This window comes from Sphingopyxis panaciterrae (genome assembly GCF_011762125.1).
Taxonomy (GTDB): domain Bacteria; phylum Pseudomonadota; class Alphaproteobacteria; order Sphingomonadales; family Sphingomonadaceae; genus Sphingopyxis; species Sphingopyxis panaciterrae.
Genome location: NZ_JAASQN010000001.1, coordinates 754,229 through 773,190, shown reverse-complemented (window position 1 = coordinate 773,190; position 18,962 = coordinate 754,229). Strand labels below are relative to the sequence as shown.

19 protein-coding genes are annotated in these 18,962 nt (G+C 65.1%); 14 read left to right on the top strand and 5 right to left on the bottom strand.

Annotated features, from left to right (window positions below):
- Nucleotides 1-18: 18 nt before the first annotated feature.
- Nucleotides 19-900, bottom strand: a complete 882-nt coding sequence (locus tag FHR22_RS03380; RefSeq protein WP_166940714.1) for a glycine--tRNA ligase subunit alpha — start codon at nucleotides 898-900, stop codon at nucleotides 19-21.
- Nucleotides 901-1,174: 274 nt separating this feature from the next.
- Here FHR22_RS03380 and FHR22_RS03375 point away from each other — a divergent pair, with 274 nt between their 5' ends.
- The 9 genes from FHR22_RS03375 (at nucleotide 1,175) to FHR22_RS03335 (ending at nucleotide 8,580) form a co-directional block, all read left to right on the top strand.
- Nucleotides 1,175-1,486 carry a UrcA family protein gene (locus FHR22_RS03375; protein WP_166938933.1) on the top strand — a complete coding sequence of 104 codons (312 nt, stop codon included), beginning with the start codon at nucleotides 1,175-1,177 and terminating at the stop codon, nucleotides 1,484-1,486.
- 220 nt (nucleotides 1,487-1,706) lie between these two features.
- Nucleotides 1,707-1,922: a helix-turn-helix transcriptional regulator gene (locus tag FHR22_RS03370; RefSeq protein ID WP_166938930.1), complete on the top strand. Its 216-nt coding sequence runs from the start codon at nucleotides 1,707-1,709 to the stop codon at nucleotides 1,920-1,922.
- Nucleotides 1,912-2,535: a hypothetical protein gene (locus tag FHR22_RS03365; protein WP_166938928.1), complete on the top strand. Its 624-nt coding sequence runs from the start codon at nucleotides 1,912-1,914 to the stop codon at nucleotides 2,533-2,535. The genes FHR22_RS03370 and FHR22_RS03365 overlap by 11 nt, the downstream gene beginning before the upstream one ends.
- Nucleotides 2,536-2,599: 64 nt before the next feature.
- Complete coding sequence (locus tag FHR22_RS03360) at nucleotides 2,600-3,556, top strand: TraB/GumN family protein (protein ID WP_166938926.1); 957 nt, start codon at nucleotides 2,600-2,602, stop codon at nucleotides 3,554-3,556.
- Nucleotides 3,553-4,452: a TraB/GumN family protein gene (locus tag FHR22_RS03355; RefSeq protein ID WP_243853440.1), complete on the top strand. Its 900-nt coding sequence runs from the start codon at nucleotides 3,553-3,555 to the stop codon at nucleotides 4,450-4,452. Before FHR22_RS03360 ends, FHR22_RS03355 begins: the two co-directional genes overlap by 4 nt.
- Nucleotides 4,453-4,780: 328 nt before the next feature.
- Nucleotides 4,781-5,416, top strand: coding sequence for a 50S ribosomal protein L25/general stress protein Ctc (locus FHR22_RS03350; protein ID WP_166938923.1), 636 nt, complete (start codon nucleotides 4,781-4,783; stop codon nucleotides 5,414-5,416).
- Nucleotides 5,417-5,564: 148 nt separating this feature from the next.
- Complete coding sequence (gene pth, locus FHR22_RS03345; RefSeq protein WP_166938921.1) at nucleotides 5,565-6,134, top strand: aminoacyl-tRNA hydrolase; 570 nt, start codon at nucleotides 5,565-5,567, stop codon at nucleotides 6,132-6,134.
- Nucleotides 6,131-6,541: a GNAT family acetyltransferase gene (locus FHR22_RS03340; protein ID WP_166938919.1), complete on the top strand. Its 411-nt coding sequence runs from the start codon at nucleotides 6,131-6,133 to the stop codon at nucleotides 6,539-6,541. The genes pth and FHR22_RS03340 overlap by 4 nt, the downstream gene beginning before the upstream one ends.
- Before the next feature lie 164 nt (nucleotides 6,542-6,705).
- A complete protein-coding gene (locus FHR22_RS03335; RefSeq protein WP_166938916.1) occupies nucleotides 6,706-8,580 on the top strand; it encodes a PhoX family protein in 1,875 nt (624 codons plus the stop codon).
- A gap of 55 nt (nucleotides 8,581-8,635) precedes the next feature.
- Here the strand turns inward: FHR22_RS03335 and FHR22_RS03330 are convergent, their stop codons facing one another.
- Nucleotides 8,636-9,301, bottom strand: a complete 666-nt coding sequence (locus FHR22_RS03330; RefSeq protein ID WP_166938914.1) for a CAP domain-containing protein — start codon at nucleotides 9,299-9,301, stop codon at nucleotides 8,636-8,638.
- 131 nt (nucleotides 9,302-9,432) lie between these two features.
- Here FHR22_RS03330 and ychF point away from each other — a divergent pair, with 131 nt between their 5' ends.
- Nucleotides 9,433-10,530 carry a redox-regulated ATPase YchF gene (gene ychF / locus FHR22_RS03325; protein WP_166938912.1) on the top strand — a complete coding sequence of 366 codons (1,098 nt, stop codon included), beginning with the start codon at nucleotides 9,433-9,435 and terminating at the stop codon, nucleotides 10,528-10,530.
- Between the two features lie 278 nt (nucleotides 10,531-10,808).
- On the opposite strand, the gene FHR22_RS03320 is transcribed toward ychF, so the two are convergent.
- Entirely contained in the window at nucleotides 10,809-11,210 is a 402-nt protein-coding gene (locus FHR22_RS03320; protein WP_166938909.1) for a MerR family transcriptional regulator, read from the bottom strand.
- Between the two features lie 41 nt (nucleotides 11,211-11,251).
- On the opposite strand from FHR22_RS03320, the gene FHR22_RS03315 reads away from it, so the two are divergent.
- From FHR22_RS03315 to FHR22_RS03300, 4 genes are all read left to right on the top strand, one after another.
- On the top strand, nucleotides 11,252-11,989 hold the full coding sequence (locus tag FHR22_RS03315; RefSeq protein ID WP_166938907.1) for a glutaredoxin family protein: 738 nt from the start codon (nucleotides 11,252-11,254) through the stop codon (nucleotides 11,987-11,989).
- 2 nt (nucleotides 11,990-11,991) lie between these two features.
- A complete protein-coding gene (locus FHR22_RS03310) occupies nucleotides 11,992-13,671 on the top strand; it encodes a copper resistance system multicopper oxidase (protein ID WP_166940710.1) in 1,680 nt (559 codons plus the stop codon).
- Complete coding sequence (locus tag FHR22_RS22495; protein ID WP_279588391.1) at nucleotides 13,668-14,717, top strand: copper resistance protein B; 1,050 nt, start codon at nucleotides 13,668-13,670, stop codon at nucleotides 14,715-14,717. Before FHR22_RS03310 ends, FHR22_RS22495 begins: the two co-directional genes overlap by 4 nt.
- Before the next feature lie 72 nt (nucleotides 14,718-14,789).
- On the top strand, nucleotides 14,790-16,358 hold the full coding sequence (locus FHR22_RS03300) for an alkaline phosphatase D family protein (RefSeq protein WP_166938905.1): 1,569 nt from the start codon (nucleotides 14,790-14,792) through the stop codon (nucleotides 16,356-16,358).
- A 22-nt stretch (nucleotides 16,359-16,380) separates the two neighbouring features.
- Here the strand turns inward: FHR22_RS03300 and FHR22_RS03295 are convergent, their stop codons facing one another.
- Entirely contained in the window at nucleotides 16,381-16,893 is a 513-nt protein-coding gene (locus FHR22_RS03295) for a YajG family lipoprotein (protein WP_166938902.1), read from the bottom strand.
- Between the two features lie 153 nt (nucleotides 16,894-17,046).
- Nucleotides 17,047-18,867, bottom strand: coding sequence for a DNA mismatch repair endonuclease MutL (mutL, locus tag FHR22_RS03290; protein ID WP_166938900.1), 1,821 nt, complete (start codon nucleotides 18,865-18,867; stop codon nucleotides 17,047-17,049).
- Between the last annotated feature and the right edge of the window lie 95 nt (nucleotides 18,868-18,962).

The following is an 18,962-nucleotide window of genomic DNA, read 5'->3' as shown; positions in this document are numbered from 1 at the left end:
CGGAAACAAACCGGTCGCTCACAGCGTCCACCCCGGATATTTTTCGGTCCAGCGTTCGGACTGGCTGTCGATCCATGCCTTGCAGCTGCCCTTCGCGAGGTCGCGGACGCGCCCCATGTAATTGGCGCGTTCCTGGACGCTGATCACGCCGCGCGCCTGGAGCAGGTTGAACAGGTGGCTTGCCTCGATCGCCTGGTCATAGGCGGCCAAGGGCACGTTCGCGGCGATCGCGCGCTGGCACTCGGCCTCGGCGGCCTTGAAGCCCGCAAACAATGCGTCGGTGTCGGCGACCTCGAAATTCCATTTCGAGAATTGGCGTTCGTTTTCGAGGAAGACGTCGCCGTAGCTGACTGCGGCAACATCGCCGACTGCGTCGGAAAAGCGCAGATCGTACACATTGTCGACGTTCTGGATATACATCGCGAGGCGTTCGAGCCCGTAGGTAAGTTCACCCGCGACGGGCTTGCAGTCGTAGCCGCCCATCTGCTGGAAATAGGTGAACTGGGTGACTTCCATGCCGTCGCACCAGACTTCCCAGCCCAGCCCCCACGCACCGAGCGTCGGCGATTCCCAGTCGTCCTCGACGAAGCGGATATCGTGGAGCAGCGGGTCGATGCCGATCGCGGCGAGGCTGCCCAGATATTGATCCTGCAGGTCGGCGGGCGATGGCTTCAGGATGACCTGATACTGGTAATAATGCTGGAGCCGGTTCGGATTCTCGCCATAGCGGCCGTCGGTCGGCCGGCGGCTCGGCTGGACATAGGCGACATTCCACGGCTCGGGACCGAGGCTGCGCAGCGTCGTTGCGGGATGGAAGGTCCCTGCCCCCACGCGCATGTCATAGGGCTGGAGAATCGCGCAGCCGCGAGCCGCCCAATAGGCGTGCAGCGTCAGGATCATGTCCTGAAAGCTCAGAGATTCCTTTTCCGCCGCGTCGGCCACTGTCCGCCTTCTTTCGCAGGTGCAACAATTGACGCCGCCCTTGGCGCAGCAGGGGCGCAGGGTCAAGGGCGGGTGGCGTGCGGAAGTTGGCGAAAGTGCCACGCAGCGCGTCATCGCGGGGGCAAATGTAAGGTGTTGTTGACATAGTCAGCGAATCACGACATATTGTCATGGATACTTTACATAAAGTCATGTCGACATGACCGACACCCTTCGGAGAGGAGATAGTCCCATGATCATCCGCACAACGATAATCGCCGTTTCGCTGGCATATAGCGCCCCGGCGTTCGCGGCGCCGGCCGACGACGGTATCAGCCAGATCGTTCGTATCGATGACCTGAATCTGGCCGTCGCGCGCGATCGCGAGACGCTCGAGGCGCGGGTGGAGCGCGCCGCGCGCCGCCTGTGCCGCAGCGACCTGCGCGGCACGACCGAACTGGCGTTGCAGACCGAATGCATCGCCGCGGCGCACGCCAGCGCGAAGCCGCAGGCCGACCGGGCGGTCGCCGCAGCCGATCGCGGCATGCGGATCGCCGCGCGATAAGTTGCCGCATGGAGCGTTTCGCGGTTTCGTCAGGGCCGGCACTCCCCGGTAACGGCCCGCGACTTGAGCTGGAGCGGCGCGCTCACAGCGTGTGCTCCAGCCTCTTGCCGCCCGACAGGATGCACGCGAAACTTTCCGTTGCACTCGGCCCGATTTTGATGATGCGGGGAGGCTCCCGACATTCATCTCCGTCCGGATGCAAAGGCTGGCGAGGCACCGAATGAACAACAAGTTGAAAGTGCTGCGCGCGATGCGGAACTGGAGCCAGGCCGAACTGGCCGACCGGCTCGACGTATCGCGGCAGGCGGTGAACGCCATCGAAACGGGGAAATATGACCCCTCGCTGCCGCTGGCGTTCAAACTGGCACGATTGTTCGCAATGCCGATCGAGGAGATTTTCGATGATGGTTTCGAAGGAAGCAGCGATGACAACTGACCCCGCCGAAAAGCGCCAGCGACCGAGCATCGTCTGGCCGATCCTGATCATCTTCGCGACGATATTCCTGATGGGGGTCGCCGCCGGCTATCTCGATGCCATGCGCGAGGCAGGTGGCAACGCACCGCCGACGCCGGTCGTCAGCGGCGCGGTGCTACTCGGCGGCGGCGCCGCGATGCTGTTCTATCTGCGGCGGGTCGGCAACTTCTGGAGCGGCTGGTCGCGGCGCAAACGGCTTTACTGGGGCTGCCTGTTCGCCGCCGTCCTGATCGGCGCGCTGTCGGTGATCGTGGCGCGAAGCGGCACCGACGACCTTTCGATCAATGCGATTCTCAGCGGCGCATTGTCGCCCACCGCCGCCGTCATCCTCGCCGCATTGTGGGTGCTGGGGCTCACGATCCTCATCCCGCTCTATGAGCGGGTGATCGACGATCATGAGCGGCAAGCCTATCTGCGCGCGGGACTGGCAAGCTATTATGTCTTCATCATCCCGATTCCCGCCTGGTGGGTCCTGCATCGCGCCGGACTGGCGCCGCCGATCGACGCCATGCTCCTTTTCCTGCTGGCGTTCCTCGTCAATCTGGTCGTCTATCTGTGGCTGAAATTTCGCTGAACGATCGGGGTTCCCTCTCCTCAACGCTCCGGCCATAAGAGCCGAAATCGAAAGGCAATTCTCCATGAAGATCTGGTTCAAGAAGCGCTGGTTCAAGAAGCTCGCGGTCACCTGCGCCGCGATCCCCTTTGCCCAATGCGCGATGGCGCCGGGCCACAATATGGCGACGGCTGCCGAACCGGCCGCCGCGCCGGCCCCAAAGGCGGCGACCGACGCCGATCCGGCGCTGTGGGTGGTGAAGGACGACGATACGACCATCTATCTGTTCGGCACGGTGCATGTGCTGAAGCCGGGTCTCAGCTGGTTCGACGAAGCGGTTCGCCAGGCCTTCGACAAGTCGGACCAGTTGATGCTCGAAATCATATTGCCCGACGACCAGGCCGCGATGGCGCAGAAGATGATCCCGCTTGCGATCGACCAGAGCGGCAAGACCTTGTCGTCGCGGCTCAGCCCCGACGAGCTCAAGGCCTATCAGGCCGCACTGACCGGCCTTGGCATCGCGCCGGCGCAGTTCGACGCCTTCGAGCCCTGGTTCGCGGCTATGACGCTGTCGATCCTGCCGCTCGCCAAGCTCGGCTATGATCCCGAGCAGGGTGCCGAAAAGTTGCTGACGGCGTCCGCCAAGACCGCCGGAAAGCCGATTTCGGGGCTTGAGACGATCGAGGAGCAATTGGGCTTTTTCGACGGTCTGCCCGAAGAACAGCAGCTCGCCTTCCTCAATTCGGTGGTCAAGGATATCGACAAGCTGGGCCCGACGCTCGACAAGACGGTCGTGCTGTGGGGCAAAGGCGATACCGAAGCGCTCGCCGCCGCGATGAACGAAAGCATGGCCGCAACCCCCGAACTCGCCAAGGTCCTGCTGTTCGATCGCAACGCGCGCTGGGCCGAAGCCTTGCAGGCGCGGATGGCGCAGCCGGGCACGGTGTTCGTTGCGGTCGGCGCGGGCCACCTTGCAGGCGAGCATAGCGTGCAGGATTATCTGAAGGAACGCGGACTGACCGCCGAACGGATAAAATATTGAAGCCGGAGCCCGTCCGGTCACGGGCGCGGGCGCGCGGTCTTGCGGCTGCCCTGCTGCCGTTCCTGCTCGCCGGTTGCGCCGCCCCCGAACCGCGCGCGCAGGCGCGGCCGGCGATGTGGCTGGTCGAGGATAGCGACACGCATATCTATATCCTCGGCACGATGCACGCCCTGCCCGCAGGGACCGACTGGGCCCATGGCAAGGTCGCACGCGCGATCGACGCCGCCGATGAACTGGTGATGGAATTGTCGCCGCGCGAACTGGCGGCGGCGGGCGGGGTCTTCCAGACGCTCGCGCCGCGCACCGAACCGATGGCGATGGAGAAGCGGCTGACGGCGGATGCATTGGCACAATATCGCGCGCTCGAGGCGACCGGTGACAACTTCGGCGGCGACGCGCTCGATGACTGGGCCGTGATGGTGCTGATGGGCCAGCGCGTCACGCGCAATGCCGAACTCGACCCGTCCGAAGGCGTCGAATCGGAACTGACCGCCAAATTCGCGGCGGCCGCCAAGCCGATCGACGGCCTCGAAACCGCAAAAATGCAATTGACGCTGTTCGAAACGCTCGACCCGGAAACGCAGCGGGCGCTGCTGACCCGCGCGGTCGAGGACACGGGACGGTCGGTTCGGGACGTCAAGGCGCTCGTCGCCTCATGGGCCCGCGGCGATGTCTCGGCGCTCGAACAGGTGATCAACGAAGACGTCGACGCCGTTCCTGCCGCGCGCAAGGCGATCCTGACCGATCGCAACCGGCAGTGGAGCGCATGGGTGAAACAGCGCATGGAGCGCCCCGGGACGGTGCTGATGGCGGTCGGTGCGGGGCATCTGGTCGGGACCGACGGCGTGCCGGCGATGCTGGAAGCCGAGGGGGTCAAGGTGACGCGGGTGCAGTGAGTTGGGTTCGGCGGGGGTGTCCTTGTCGATTTTGAGTTACATTCCCGACCCACCCATAGCCGTCATCCCGGCGGAGGCCGGGATCTCGCCGATGCGTGAATCCGATCCGGTGCGTGAATCCGAAAAGGAGAGATCCCGGCCTTCGCCGGGATGACAATATTTGCAATGACAACTTCGGGGCGAAAGCCGACAATTCCAGGGTCGGCAATGCCGCCGCCGGCCCCAACGCTTGCAATATTGCCCCTTCCCCGCTATGCGCGCCCGCTTCCGGCCATGGTCATCCCTGGAGGCGTGGCGGAACTGTGTAACTGTTTCTCGGAGAAAAATGATGAGCGACCAGCTGGTGCTGTCGGCCGAGACGCGCGAACGCGGAGGCAAGGGAGCCTCGCGTGACCTGCGTCGTAATGGCCGCGTCCCCGCCGTTGTCTATGGCGGCAAAGAAGAACCCCTGATGATCCACGTCGAAGAAAAGCTGCTGATGAAGCAGCTGATGACGGGTCACTTCATGAATTCGATCGTGATGATCGAAGTCGATGGCAAGCAGGTGCGGACCCTGCCGAAGGACGTCGCTTTTCACCCGGTCAAGGATCGTCCGATCCACGCCGACTTCCTGCGCATCAGCAAGGATGCCAAGGTCACGGTCGCGGTGCCGGTCGTGTTCATCAACGAAGAAGCCTCGCCGGGCCTGAAGCGCGGCGGCGTGCTGAACATCGTTCGCCACGAGCTGGAACTGATCTGCGACGCGGACAAGATGCCCGACGACATCCAGATCGATGTCACCGGTTTTGACGTCGGCGATTCGATCCACATCAGCGCCGTCACCCTGCCCAAGGGCAGCGAAAGCGCGATCACCGACCGCGACTTCACCATCGCAACGATCGTTGCGCCGTCGGCGCTCAAGTCGAGCGAAGGCGACACGACGGTCGATGGCGGCGAAGCTGCCGAAGGCGGCGAAGAAGCCTGATCTTAAACCATCTTGGCCCCTCCCCTTCAGGGGAGGGGTTGGGGTGGGGTTTTGCGGGGCAGCGCAGGGGTGATGGCCCCACCCCGCTGCGACTAGCGAGCAAGCTCGCAAGTCTCGCTGCCCCTCCCCTGAAGTGGAGGGGAAGACGATGCAGCTTTGGGTCGGCCTCGGCAATCCCGGGCCCCAATATGCGATGCACCGCCACAATGTCGGTTTCATGGCCGCCGATGTCATCGCCGATGTCCATGGTTTTCCTGCGCCCGCGAAGAAATTCCAGGGCTGGATCCAGGAAGGACGTATCGGATCGCAGCGCATCCTGCTGCTGAAACCCGGCACCTTCATGAACGAAAGCGGCCGCAGCGTGCGCGCCGCGCTCGATTTCTATAAATTGACGGCAGAGGACGTCACCGTCTTTTACGACGAACTCGACCTGATCCCGATGCAGGTGAAGGTCAAGCGCGGCGGCGGCGCGGCGGGCCACAACGGCATCCGCAGCATGATGAGCCATGTCGGCGAAGATTTTCGCCGCGTCCGCATCGGTATCGGCCACCCGGGGCACAAGGACCGCGTGACCGGCCATGTGCTCGGCAATTATCACAAGAGCGAGATGGAACCGCTGATCGACCTGCTCGGCGCGATCGCCGCCGAAGCGCCGTGGCTCGCCCAGGGCGACGATGTGCGGTTCGCAAGCGACCTCGCGCTGCGCCTGCAGGGATGATCGCGATCCGCCCCGCAGCCGCGGCAGATCGCGATGCGGTGGTCGCGGTCTGGTCGGCGTGCGAACTCACCCGCCCGTGGAACGATCCATGCGCCGATTTTCAGCGCGCCCTGGATCATGAGGCGGCGACGATCCTGTTGGCGGAAGACGGCGCGCGGATCGCCGGAACCGCGATGGCGGGTTTCGACGGGCATCGCGGCTGGATCTATTATCTCGGCGTTCTGCCCGACCAGCGCGGGCGCGGGGTTTCGCGGCGATTGCTCGACGCCGCGTGCGACTGGCTGCGCGAGCGCGGGTGCCCGAAGGTCGAACTGATGCTTCGCGAAGGCAATGCCGCCGCGGGGCTCTATACGCATCTCGGCTGGGAACGGCAGGATGTGCGCGTCTATGCGCGGTGGCTTGCCTGATCGCAGCGCGGCGCGCCTCGGTGCCCGGACTGTAAAAAATCTGTCATGTAATTCAACATGTTCTGACATGTTGAAGCCATGCTGCTGACACCTCTCTCTGCAATCGGGGGACACCCGCCGGAACAATCCGGTCCCGGGACCCAACCGAAAAACAGGGGTACTGCATGTCCTATATCACCGATGCCGCGCGCGCGCCCTATCGCCGCGAAACCGACGATCTGAACGGGCCGAACAGCCTTGAAGTGCTGATCGCAGAAAATCCGTCGCGCCGCTCGATTCTCAAAAACGGTTTGTTCGGCCTGTCGGTGCTCCCCGCCGCAGCACTCGCCGCCTGCAGCGACGATGACAAGACGCCGACGCCGACGCCCACCCCGACTCCGACGCCCACTCCGACGCCGACCCCCACGCCCGCCCCGAGCTATGCGATCAACTTCGCGTCGGTTGCGGCGAATGAGGACGACAAGGTCACCGTCCCCGCCGGCTATACCGTCGACGTTCTGCTGAAGGCAGGCGATTCGGTCGAGAGCGGCACCGCCTATTCGGGCAGCTATCCGACCCCGGCGGTCGCCGAGAAATGGGCCGGCGGCAACCACGACGGCATGGAATATTTCACGCTGTCGGGTGTCGATCCGAACACCGGCGGCCTGCTGGCGATCAACCATGAGGTCGCCGACTATAACATCCTTTTCGACGGAGCTTATAACGCCGCCACCGCCTCGGCGGACCAGAAGGCGCTCGCGCTGTCCGCCGTCGGCATCAGCGTCGTCGAAATCGCCAAGGGCGGCGACGGCAAATGGGCGGTCAAGTCGGGATCGACCTATAACAAGCGCTATACCGGCAACAGCAGCTATCGCGCCGGGGGGCCCGCGGCGGGCCTGCTTTCGGGTACGATCAAGGGCATGCTCAACAATTGCTCGAGCGGCCGGACGCCCTGGGGCACCTATCTCACCTGCGAAGAGACGACCAACAATTACCTCGACCCGACGCAGCCCGCGCGCAACTATGGCTGGGTGGTCGAAATCGATCCGGTGCGCGAACTCGCGCCGCCGACCAAGCGCACCGCGATGGGCCGTTTCAGCCACGAAAATGTCGCGCATCTGGCGAGCGGCGACAATCGCGTCGCATTCTACATGGGCGATGATTCGACCCCCGGCTGCATCTATAAATTCGTTCCCGATCGCGCGTTCAGCCCGTCGAACCGCGCCGCGAACACCGACCTGCTCGATTATGGCACGCTCTATGTCGCGCGCTTCAACGGCGACGGGTCGGGCGAATGGCGCGCGCTGGTCGTCGGCGAGAACGGCCTGACCGCGGGCGCCTCGGACCCCGGCAACGTCAGCCAGAACACGACCCCGCCGACCCCGGCGACGGTCGACTTCAACAGCCAGGCCGACGTGCTGATCAACTGCCAGGCGGCGGCTCGCGTCGCGGGCGGCACCGTGATGGACCGCCCCGAATGGCTGACCGTCGCGCCCGACAACAAGGCGATCTTCGTCACGCTGACCAACAACAGCGGCCGCAAGGTCACCGACGCGGCGAACCCGCGGGTCACCAACCTGCACGGCCACATCATCAAGTTCCGCGAGGAAGGCGATTCGCCGCTGGCGACCAAATTTGCATGGGAAATCTTCCTGACTGCCGGCGATCCGTCGCTGTCGGCGGGCGGGTCGAACCTGGTCGGCAATATCGACGGCGACACCTTCTCCAGCCCCGACGGCATCCGGATCGATCCGCAGGGCCGCCTGTGGGTGCAGACCGATCACAGCATTCCGGGCAATTCGGGCGTCGACGGCAAGACGATCGAGGATGTGTTCGGGCATAATGCGATGTTCTACCTCGACCAGACGACAAAGAAGTCGAAGCGCTTCCTGGTCGGCCCGACGGGCTGCGAGATCACGGGTATCGCTTACACCCCCGACCTCACGACCTTCTTCATCAACATCCAGCATCCCGAGGGCAATTGGCCGGTCGCGGGCGAGAAACCGCGTTCGTCGACCATCGTCGTCCGCCGCACCGACGCCCAGCCGGTCGGCAACTGAAGCTCCGGCGTCAAGGAAGGGGCCGGCTTCGCAGCGCGAGGCCGGCCCCTTTCGTTTATCGATCGCGCTTCACCGTCGCCCGCTTCGGCGGCGGTGGCGAGCCGTCGGGCGTCTGCGACATCAATATCACGCACATCGTCCGGTGCACCGGGTGGCGGCCACAGGCGACGCCCGCATAGCGATGCCCCGGGCGGAGCAGGCTGTGGCGATGGCCGCGATCGGGCACGCCGTCGTCGATCAGCAATTGCTGGATCACCCCCGCCGGACTGTGGTGGCCATAGGTGATCACCTCGTTGACATAGGGCCCGCCGCCGCGCGACTTCATCCGTTCACCGGGGCCGCGCCCCTTGGTATCATGGCCGACGGCGCCCGAACGCGACTGGTCGGCGACATGGTCGGCGGCGGCGCGCGCCAGCAAATCGCTTTGCGCAAGACGCGGCAATGGTTTTCGGTAGCGCAGGTCGCGGATCGCTTCATCGACCGCCGCGACGCCCTCATTCGTCAATATATCGATCTCGTCGCCTTCCTCGGCGATCAGCCGCTTGCCCTCGAAGCGAGGGCGATAGGCGCGAAGGACGGCGGCATAGGCCGCAGGATCGCCGCGAAAGCGGTTGAGTTCGGCCAGGACGCCCGCTTCGAAACGGGTGGGCGCAGCGGCGGCGCCGGCCGCGCCAAGCGCCAGCAGCAAGGCAGCGGCCGCCCATCGGGTGGATTTCATCATCGTAACGGCGATAAAGGCCAAGGCTGAATTTGCCGCAACCATAATCGAACGCGCGGCAAAAGCTGGCATCGCGCCCGACTTGGCGCTAGGGGCGCTGCAACAGCGGCGTCATGCCGATCTACGGAGTTTTTATGGGTTTCAAATGCGGCATCGTCGGCCTGCCCAACGTCGGCAAGTCCACCCTGTTCAACGCGCTGACCGAAACCGCGGCAGCGCAGGCGGCGAATTATCCTTTCTGCACGATCGAGCCGAATATCGGCAATGTCGCGGTGCCCGACGCGCGGCTGGAAAAGCTCGCGGCGATCGCCAGCAGCAAGAAGATCATCGCGACGCAGCTCGCCTTCGTCGATATCGCCGGGCTGGTGCGCGGCGCGTCGAAGGGCGAAGGGCTGGGCAACCAGTTCCTCGGCAACATCCGCGAGGTCGACGCGATCGTTCATGTCCTGCGCTGTTTCGAGGATGACGACATCCAGCATGTCGAGAACAAGGTCGATCCGGTCGCCGACGCCGAAACGGTCGAAACCGAGCTGCTGCTGTCCGACCTCGAAAGCCTCGAGAAGCGCGTTCCCGCCTTTGCCAAGAAGGCGGCGCAGGGTGACAAGGAAGCGAAGATCGCCGCCTCGGTGCTCGGCCAGACGCTCGACCTGCTGCGCGAAGGCAAGCCTGCGCGGCTGACCCAGCCCCGGGACGAGGAAGAGGCCCGGGTGCTGCGCACCGCGCAGCTGCTGACGTCGAAGCCCGTGCTTTATGTATGCAACGTCGACGAGGGCAGCGCCGCGACCGGCAACGCCTTTTCGGAAAAAGTCTTTGCCAAGGCGGCGGCCGAGGGCGCGCAGGCGGTCGTCGTTTCGGCCGCGATCGAAAGCGAGCTCGTCACGATGGACATGGCCGACCGGATGGAATTCCTGTCGGAAATGGGCCTGACCGAAACCGGTCTCGCGCGCGTCATCCGCGCCGGATACGAACTGCTCCACCTGATCACCTTCTTCACCGTCGGTCCGCAGGAAGCGCGCGCGTGGACCGTCCACACCGGCGCCACCGCGCCCGAGGCGGCGGGCGAAATCCACAGCGATTTCCAGAAGGGCTTCATCCGCGCCGAAACGATCGCCTATGACGATTATGTCGCGCTGGGCGGTGAAGCGCGGGCGCGCGAAGCCGGCAAGCTGCGCGCCGAAGGCAAGGCCTATATCGTCCACGACGGCGACGTGATGCATTTCCTGCATAGCTGACGGGCGCCCGATTCAACTTCGTCATCGCGAGGAGCGTGGCGACGAGGAGCACCAAGGGCGAGCGGATCACGAGCCCCGGTCGATTGCCGGCATTGGTGTGGGGAGCGGGCATCGCTTTCTACAGCTTCGTCACCCCGGACTTGACCCGGGATCCCGCTTTTTTTGGGCGCCGGCGGCTTTCGAGGTCAAGCGGGACCCCGGATCAAGTCCGGGGTGACGATGGACGGGACGGCAACTCCCGGCCGCAACCGGCCCTTCCCGCGCCGGTTTCCAAATCATCACGGCTCGAATGCCGCCAAGATCGGGCATGGCCCCTTGTCGCTCGCCGCGCACTGGTCGGCGAGGCGCGCGAGGGCGGCGCGGGTTTCGGTCATTTGGGCAATCTTCACGTCAAGCATGTCGATCCGCTGGCGCGCGAGGCTGCGTACCTGGACCCGGTCATCGCTGGCTTCCAGCGCCAGCAGTTCGGAAACCTCGTCGAGCGTGAAACCGGCCGCCTGCGCCGAGCGGATGAACTTCAACCGGCGGAGATCGTCAGCGCCATAGCGGCGGATACCGCCGCCCCAACGGTCGCCGCCGCTGCGCGCGGGCGTTTCGAGCAGGCCGCGGCGCTGGTAATAGCGTATGGTTTCGACCCCGACCGCCCCCGCCTGCGCCAATTTTCCGATGGTGAATTGCATCGCTTGACTCCGTACCATGGTACGGAAGCTATATGGGGTGCATGACGAAACAGGCAATACTCCATCGCATGGTCATGCCCGGCCACACTTGCCCCTATGGGCTCAAATCGAAGCATTTGCTCGAAAGCCGGGGCTTCACGGTCGACGACCGCTGGCTGACCACCCGCGAACAGACCGACGCCTTCAAGGCCGAGCATGGCGTCAAGACGACGCCGCAGACCTTCATCGACGGCGTTCGCATCGGCGGCCATGACGATTTGCGCCGCCATTTCGGGCTGAAGGTCGCCGACCCCGATGCGACGAGCTATACGCCGGTGATCGCGCTGTTCGCGATGACGGCATTGATGGCGCTCGCCGCCGGCTTCGCGGTCGAGGGGAATGTTTTCACCCTGCGTGCCGCCGAATGGTTCATTTCGTTCAGCATGGTCGTGCTCGCGCTGCTCAAGCTGCAGGACGTCGACAAGTTCGCGACGATGTTCCTCAATTACGACCTGCTCGCGCGGCGCTGGGTGCCCTATGCGAGCATCTATCCCTTTGCCGAGGGGCTTGCCGGCGTGCTGATGACCGCGCACGCGCTGCCCTGGCTGTCGATCCCGGTTGCGCTGTTCATCGGCGGCATCGGCGCGGTGTCGGTGTTCAAGGCGGTCTATATCGACAAGCGCGACATCAAATGCGCCTGCGTCGGCGGCAGCAGCAAGGTGCCGCTGGGTTTCGTATCGCTGACCGAAAATGTGATGATGGTGGCGATGGCGCTGTGGATGCTGTGGAGGGTGATGTGAGCATGATGATCGACCGGCGATCGCTGCTGACCGCAGGCGGCGCGGCGGCGCTCGTGCCATGGCTTCCCGCGTGGGCGCAGCCGATTTCGCCGGGACTGCCGACCGTCAGCGGCGCCGACATTCACCTGAAGATCGCGCACCAAATGCTGACCGTGGACGGCAAGACGAGCCATGCGATCGGCATCAACGGCACCATCCCCGGCCCGTTGGTGCGGCTGAAGGAAGGGACAAAGGCGCGTATTCATGTCGCCAACGCGCTGCAGGGCGAGGATAGTTCGATCCACTGGCACGGCCTGATCCTGCCCTTCCATATGGACGGCGTGCCGGGGATCAGCTTTCCCGGCATCGCGCCGGGCAAGAGCTTTACCTATGAATTTCCGGTGCGGCAGTCGGGGACCTATTGGTATCACAGCCATTCGGGATTGCAGGAGCAGATGGGGCATTACGGCCCGCTGATCATCGACCCCGCGGATGCCGATCCGGTCGCCTATGACCGCGAACATGTGATCCTGCTGTCCGACCACAGCGCGCTTCATCCGCATGTCATTTTCAAGAAGCTCAAGCAGATGGGCGGCTATTTCAACTATAACAAGCAGACGCTGGCGGGGCTGCTCGCGGGCGAGGACCAGGCGCTGAAAGACCGGGTGGCGTGGGGTGCGATGCGGATGGACCCGACCGATATCAGCGACGTCACGGGATCGACCTATACCTATTTGATCAACGGCCTGGGGCCTGCGGACAATTGGACCGGACTGTTCCGGGCCGGCGAACGGGTGCGGCTGCGCATCATCAACGCATCGGCAATGACGACCTTCAACGTCCGCATCCCCGGGCTGACGATGGAGGTAGTGCAGGCCGACGGACTGAACGTACGGCCGGTGCGCGTCGGTGAATTCCAGATCGCGGTCGCCGAAACCTACGACGTCGTCGTCACGCCCAGCGACGAGGCCTATTCGCTGATCGCAGAAAGTTCGGATCGGTCGGGGTTGGCGCGAGCGACGCTGGCGCCGCGCGCCGGGATGACAGCCGCGGTTCCGCCGCTCCGCCCGCGCCCGCTTGCGACGATGCAGGATATGGGGATGGGCGGCATGGATCATGGCGCGATGGGCCATGGCGGCGAGACCATGAAGCATAGCATGCGCGACATGCGCGCCGCGCCGACGGTCAAGGATACGCCGACCGTCCAGAGCATATCGCCGATGCCCGTCGACCGCACCGGCGACCCGGGGCAAGGGCTGGAGGGCGAGCCCGACGTGCTATCCTATCAAGACCTCGTCGCGCTCGACCGCAATCCCGACACGCGCACGCCGTCGCGGCAGCTGCAGATCCACCTTACCGGCAATATGGAACGTTATATGTGGGCGTTCGACGGGGTGAAGATGAACGAGGTCAAGGCACCGATCCCCTTCACGGAGGGCGAGCGCGTGCGCGTGACATTGGTCAACGACACGATGATGACGCACCCCATCCATCTGCACGGCCATTTCTTCGAGCTCGTCACCGGCAAGGGCGACCATGCGCCGCGCAAGCATACGGTGAATGTCCAGCCGGGCGGCAAGGCGACGTTCGACCTGACCGCCGACGCGCCGGGCGACTGGGCGTTTCACTGCCATCTCCTCTATCATATGCACGCCGGGATGATGCAGGTGGTGACGGTGCGGCCGGCGGGAGAGGCGGCATGAGCCTGCTCGCGCTCCTCCTCGTGACCGCGCAGCATCAGGGTCATGAGATGCCGGCGCCCGAACCCGCGCCTGCCTGCTCGCCCGAGCATGCGGCGATGGGCCATTGCACGATGCCCGAGGCGAAGGCGCCGCCCGCACCGCCCGCGCCGCCACCGTCGCCCGCTCCCTCCTGTTCACCCGAACACGCCGCAATGGGGCATTGCGAGATGCCGGCACCCAAAGCACCGCCTCCGCCCGCCTGCGCGCCCGAGCATGCCGCGATGGGCCATTGCACCCTCCCTGACACCACCCCCCCCACCCCCGGCGCGGGCAACACCCCTCCCCCGCCCGCGCCGCGCGTCGGCGCCGCAGATGCGATCTTCGGCGCCGACGCGATGGCGGCTGCGCGCGCGCGGCTCTATGCCGAACATGGGGGCAGCGCGATCTCGCAGGTCATGGTCGACATGGCCGAGGCGCGGATCGGCAAAGGCCGCGACAGCTATGCCTGGGATGCCGAGGCGCGCTTCGGCGGCGATATCGACAAGCTGGCAGTCAAATCCGAAGGCGAAGGCGATTTCGGCGGTTCACTGGACGAGGCCGAGGTGCAGGCGCTGTGGAGCCATGCGATCGGCCCCTATTTCGACGTGCAGGCCGGGGTAAGGCAGGACATCGGACCGGGCGCATCGCCGACGCATGCCGTCATCGGTTTCGAAGGCCTCGCGCCCTATTGGTTCGACGTCGAGGGCGCGCTGTTCCTGTCGGCCAAAGGCGACGTCACCGCGCGCCTCGAAGCCAGCTATGACCAGCGCATCACCCAGTGGCTGATCGTGCAGCCTATGGCCGAGGTCGAAGCGGCGTTTCAGGACGTCGCCGAACGCGGCATCGGCAGCGGCGTTTCGAGCGTCGAGCTTGGCGTGCGGTTACGTTATGAAATCGCCCGCGAATTCGCGCCTTATGTGGGCTTCGTCTGGGACCGCAAGCTGGGGAAGACGGCACGGCTGGCGCGCGCAACAAGCGACGGCGCGTCACGGCCGGCCTTTGTCGCTGGGGTGCGGTTCTGGTTCTGATGCGGCGGGACGCATTAGTGTAACTTGCGGCTCGTCTATCGATACGTCATCGATTCGCGCACGGAGCCATTTATGTATAACCGCCGTCATTTCCTGGCCGGAGCGACCGCCGCGGGCCTTGCCGCGCCGGCGATCCTGCGCGCCGAGGGCGGGATTTTTCGCGATTTCCCGTTCAGCCTCGGCGTTGCGGCGGGCGATCCGGCGAGCGACGGTTTCGTCATCTGGACGCGGCTCGCCCCCGAACCGATGGCACCGCATGGCGGCATGCCGCTCGCCTCGATCCCCGTCGACTGGGAGGTCGCGAGCGACACCGGCTTTCGCGACGTCGTCGCGAAAGGCACCGAACTCGCGCGCCCCGAACTTGGCCACAGCGTCCATGTCGAGGTGGCCGGATTGCAGGCCGACCGCCCCTATTATTACCGCTTCACCGCCGGCGGCGAGCGCAGCCTGCGCGGCCGCGCGCGAACCCTGCCCATGCCCGGCGCCAAGGTCGACGCGCTCAAATTCGGCGTCGCCGGGTGCCAGCATTATGAATCCGGCTTCTATGGCGCCTATCGCCATCTGGCGCGCGAAGAACTCGCCTTCGTCTATCATTATGGCGACTTCATCTATGAATATCAGCAGGACTATCTCTATGACGACGGCCTGCCGATCCGTCCGGTCCGCCGCTATGCGCAGCGCGCGCTGATTGACCTGAGCGATTTTCGCAATGCCTATGCCCAGACGTTGCTCGACATCGACCAGCAGGCGGCGCGGTCGGTTCACGCATTCCTGTCGAGTTTCGACGATCATGAAATCCGCAACGACTGGGTTTCGGATATCGACAACTGGAAACTCGGCCTCGATACCAACGATCCCGACGCGCCGCCGCCCGAGGTCTTCATGCTGAAGAAGCAGGCGGCGATGCAGGCGTGGTACGAGCATATGCCGGTGCGCCGGTCGATGCTGCCGCGCGGGGGAATGGTCGCGCTGAACCGCGAGCTTCGCTACGGCGACCTGATGTCGATGCAGTTGCTCGATACGCGCCAGTATCGCGACGATCAGCCGTGCCAAGACGGTTTCAAGCCGGCCTGTCCCGGGGTTTACGACAAGAATGCGCAGGTGCTGGGCAAGGCGCAGGAAGAGTGGCTGAACCGCAATCTGGGCGCAGGCGGCGCGACATGGAACACGCTGGCGCAGCAGGTGACGATGATGTCGCTCGACCGCCGCCGCAAACCCGACGAGCCCGAGAAGATCCTGAACCTCGACAGCTGGGCGGGCTATGAAGCGCCGCGCGACCGCATGCTGGCACGCATGGGCGGCCTCAGGAATGTCGTCGTGCTGACCGGCGACGAGCATCAGAATTTCTGCGGCGACCTGATCCGGCAGGACAAGGTCGTCGGCGCCGAATTCGTCGGCACCTCGATCTCGAGCGGCGGCGACGGCAGCGACCAGCGCAACGGCACCGACGAATGGCTGAAGCTCAATCCCGAACTCAAATTCGCGAACGACCAGCGCGGTTATATGGTGTGCGAGGTCGGCCGCGAGGCGTGGCAGACGCATTTCATGGTCGTCGACAAGGTGACGACGCCGGTGAACATATTGTCAAAACGCGCGACGGGGGTGGTCGAAAACGGCCGCGCCGGAATCACGATGGCGTGATCCCGGCGCGAGGCCCGGGCACTCAGGCGCCGCAGATCCATTCGCCGTCGAAGCTCTGCTCGCCGCCAAAGGTGCGGCTGGCCAGCAGCTTCGCGGGATAGGCGGTCTGCTCGTTGCCCGTCTTCTTCGACGTTTCCGAGGTCCGCTCGACGGCCAGCTTCAGGCCGGGGCCCGACAGCGCCATTCCCTTTTCGAGCGCAGCGAAGCCGCCCGATCCGGCGACACGCTGAACGCGATCGCCGATCTTCACCGCACCCTCGGTCAGGGCGTCGGCACCGACATCGGCCTTGGCGACGAGCGCCGCGCCGTCCTGGCCCTTGACGGTGAAGCTGCAGCCCAGTTCGCCCTTGAGCGCCAGCAGTTCGCCCTTGCCGATCGCGTTCAGTTCGATCGGCGCGTCACCGCCGGTGTCGGGCAGTTTCTTCTCGGCGGTTGCGGTTTTGGCGGGGGGAGTCTTGGCTTCCGACTGGGGTTCGCCCGAACAGCCGGCGAGCAGAAACAAGGCGCAAAGCGGCGCCGCAAGAGGGGATTTCATCGACATTTTCTCCTTTGGCCGGCGGACTTGCGAGCAAGGGGGCGCCCGTTCGTTCCCGACGACGCTGAGCCTACTAACGATCGAGGTTAAGACGCGCAATACCATCAGGAGAGACGATTTTCGGCTGCGAGTTGCCATCCCCATAGCCGCCGGTCACTTCCGCCCGAACAATTTCTCCACATCGTCCATCGCCAGTTTCACCCAGGTCGGACGGCCGTGATTGCACTGGCCCGAATGCGGGGTGACTTCCATCTGGCGCAGCAGCGCGTTCATCTCGGCGACATTCAGCGTGCGCCCGGCGCGCACCGAACCGTGGCACGCCATCGTCGCCGCGACGAGTTCGAGTTTCTCGTTGAGGCCGAGCGCGGCGTCATAGCCCGCAAGGTCGTCGGCGATGTCGGTGACGAGCTTATGGCAATCGACCGTGCCGAGCATCGCCGGGGTGGCGCGCACCATGACCGCGGCGGGACCGAAGCGTTCGATCTCGACCCCCAGCGCCGCAAGTTCAGCCGTCGCGGCCTCGATCCGGTCGCACGCGGGCTCGTCGAGTTCGACGATTTCGGGAAGCAGCAGGCCCTGCGAGGGAACTGCCTGCCCGCCCATGCCGCGGCGGAGTTGTTCGAGCACCAGCCGCTCGTGTGCCGCATGCTGGTCGACGATGACGAGGCCGTCCTCGGCCTCGGCAACGATATAGGTGCGCGCGATCTGGCCGCGCGCGATGCCGAGCGGATGGGCTTCAAGTTGCGGCACCGGCGCGGTCGCCGTCTCAGCGCGGCCCATCGGCAAGGCGTCGGGCGAGGGCGCAAAATCAATGACCCGATCGCGCAGCAACGCTTGCGTCGCCGCATCGCCATCGGCGCCAAACAGGTGCGTCGCCGGCGCGTGTGGATAGGGCAGATGCGCCGCGAACAGTGTCGGCGCCGGCGCTGGCGCGACCGGTTCTTGTTGCCATGCCGCGACGGCCGCTTCGGCGGGACGCTGGACACTGCGGAAGCCATGTTCGTCGAGCGCGCGGCGGAGGCCGCCGACGATCATCCCGCGAATGAGCTGCGGATCGCGAAAGCGCACTTCGGTCTTTGCGGGATGGACATTCACGTCGACCTCGCTCGTCGGCACGTCGAGGAACAGCGCGACGACGGGATGGCGATCACGCGCAAGCAGGTCGGCATAGGCGCCGCGCAAGGCCCCGACGAGCAGCCGGTCCTTCACCGGGCGGCCGTTGACGAACAGATATTGATGATCGGCGATGCCGCGATTGTAGGTCGGCAGGCTGATCACGCCGCCCATATGCACCTCGCCGCGATCGAGATCGACGCCGATGCTGTTCGCGGCCAGTTCGCGCTGGGTCAGCGCGGCGACGCGCGTAACCCGGTCCTGCCCTCCCTGCACATCGAGCACGCGGCGCCCGTCATGCTCGACGGTGAAACCCACATCGGGGCGCGCCATCGCCAGCCGCCGGACCGCATCGAGGCAGGCGGCATATTCGCTGCGGCCGCTGCGCAGGAATTTGCGCCGCGCGGGAACGCGCGCGAACAGATCCTCGACGACGACGCGCGTGCCCTTTGCCAGCGCCGCCGGTCCTTCGGCAGCCCCGGTGCCATTATCGACAACGCGTTTCCAGCCATCGCCGCCCGCCACCCGGCTTTCGAGCGTCAGCCTGGCGACGCTGGCGATCGACGGCAGCGCCTCGCCGCGAAACCCCATCGTCGTGACATCCTCGATCGCGTCGGTCGGCAGCTTCGACGTCGCGTGCCGTTCGAGCGCGAGCGCCATGTCGGCGGCGGTCATCCCGCAGCCGTCATCCTCGACCTCGAGCCGAAGAATTCCGCCTTCGACGATTCGCACCGAAATACGAGTCGCCCCGGCATCGATGGCGTTTTCAACCAGTTCCTTGAGCGCTGCGGCGGGTCTTTCGACCACTTCACCGGCTGCGATCCGATTTACGAGCTTTTCCGGCAGGCGACGTATTGACATGGGGCCTCTCCTAGCGCAGTCGAACGCAAATCGCGACCCACCCGCACAGCCTGATCTTCCTGTCCAGCCAGCCGACCTCGGCCGAGCCGGAATCT

Coding starts and splice junctions, on each gene's coding strand:
- FHR22_RS03300 (WP_166938905.1), top strand. CDS start 14,790: ATGTATAACCGCCGTCATTTCCTGGCCGGAGCGACCGCCGCGGGCCTT.
- FHR22_RS03335 (WP_166938916.1), top strand. CDS start 6,706: ATGTCCTATATCACCGATGCCGCGCGCGCGCCCTATCGCCGCGAAACC.
- FHR22_RS03380 (WP_166940714.1), bottom strand. CDS start 900: ATGATCCTGACGCTGCACGCCTATTGGGCGGCTCGCGGCTGCGCGATT.
- FHR22_RS03295 (WP_166938902.1), bottom strand. CDS start 16,893: ATGAAATCCCCTCTTGCGGCGCCGCTTTGCGCCTTGTTTCTGCTCGCC.
- ychF (WP_166938912.1), top strand. CDS start 9,433: ATGGGTTTCAAATGCGGCATCGTCGGCCTGCCCAACGTCGGCAAGTCC.
- FHR22_RS03360 (WP_166938926.1), top strand. CDS start 2,600: ATGAAGATCTGGTTCAAGAAGCGCTGGTTCAAGAAGCTCGCGGTCACC.
- FHR22_RS03310 (WP_166940710.1), top strand. CDS start 11,992: ATGATGATCGACCGGCGATCGCTGCTGACCGCAGGCGGCGCGGCGGCG.
- FHR22_RS03315 (WP_166938907.1), top strand. CDS start 11,252: ATGACGAAACAGGCAATACTCCATCGCATGGTCATGCCCGGCCACACT.
- FHR22_RS03365 (WP_166938928.1), top strand. CDS start 1,912: ATGACAACTGACCCCGCCGAAAAGCGCCAGCGACCGAGCATCGTCTGG.
- FHR22_RS03350 (WP_166938923.1), top strand. CDS start 4,781: ATGAGCGACCAGCTGGTGCTGTCGGCCGAGACGCGCGAACGCGGAGGC.
- FHR22_RS03370 (WP_166938930.1), top strand. CDS start 1,707: ATGAACAACAAGTTGAAAGTGCTGCGCGCGATGCGGAACTGGAGCCAG.
- FHR22_RS03330 (WP_166938914.1), bottom strand. CDS start 9,301: ATGATGAAATCCACCCGATGGGCGGCCGCTGCCTTGCTGCTGGCGCTT.
- FHR22_RS03340 (WP_166938919.1), top strand. CDS start 6,131: ATGATCGCGATCCGCCCCGCAGCCGCGGCAGATCGCGATGCGGTGGTC.
- mutL (WP_166938900.1), bottom strand. CDS start 18,867: ATGTCAATACGTCGCCTGCCGGAAAAGCTCGTAAATCGGATCGCAGCC.
- FHR22_RS03320 (WP_166938909.1), bottom strand. CDS start 11,210: ATGCAATTCACCATCGGAAAATTGGCGCAGGCGGGGGCGGTCGGGGTC.
- FHR22_RS22495 (WP_279588391.1), top strand. CDS start 13,668: ATGAGCCTGCTCGCGCTCCTCCTCGTGACCGCGCAGCATCAGGGTCAT.
- FHR22_RS03375 (WP_166938933.1), top strand. CDS start 1,175: ATGATCATCCGCACAACGATAATCGCCGTTTCGCTGGCATATAGCGCC.
- pth (WP_166938921.1), top strand. CDS start 5,565: ATGCAGCTTTGGGTCGGCCTCGGCAATCCCGGGCCCCAATATGCGATG.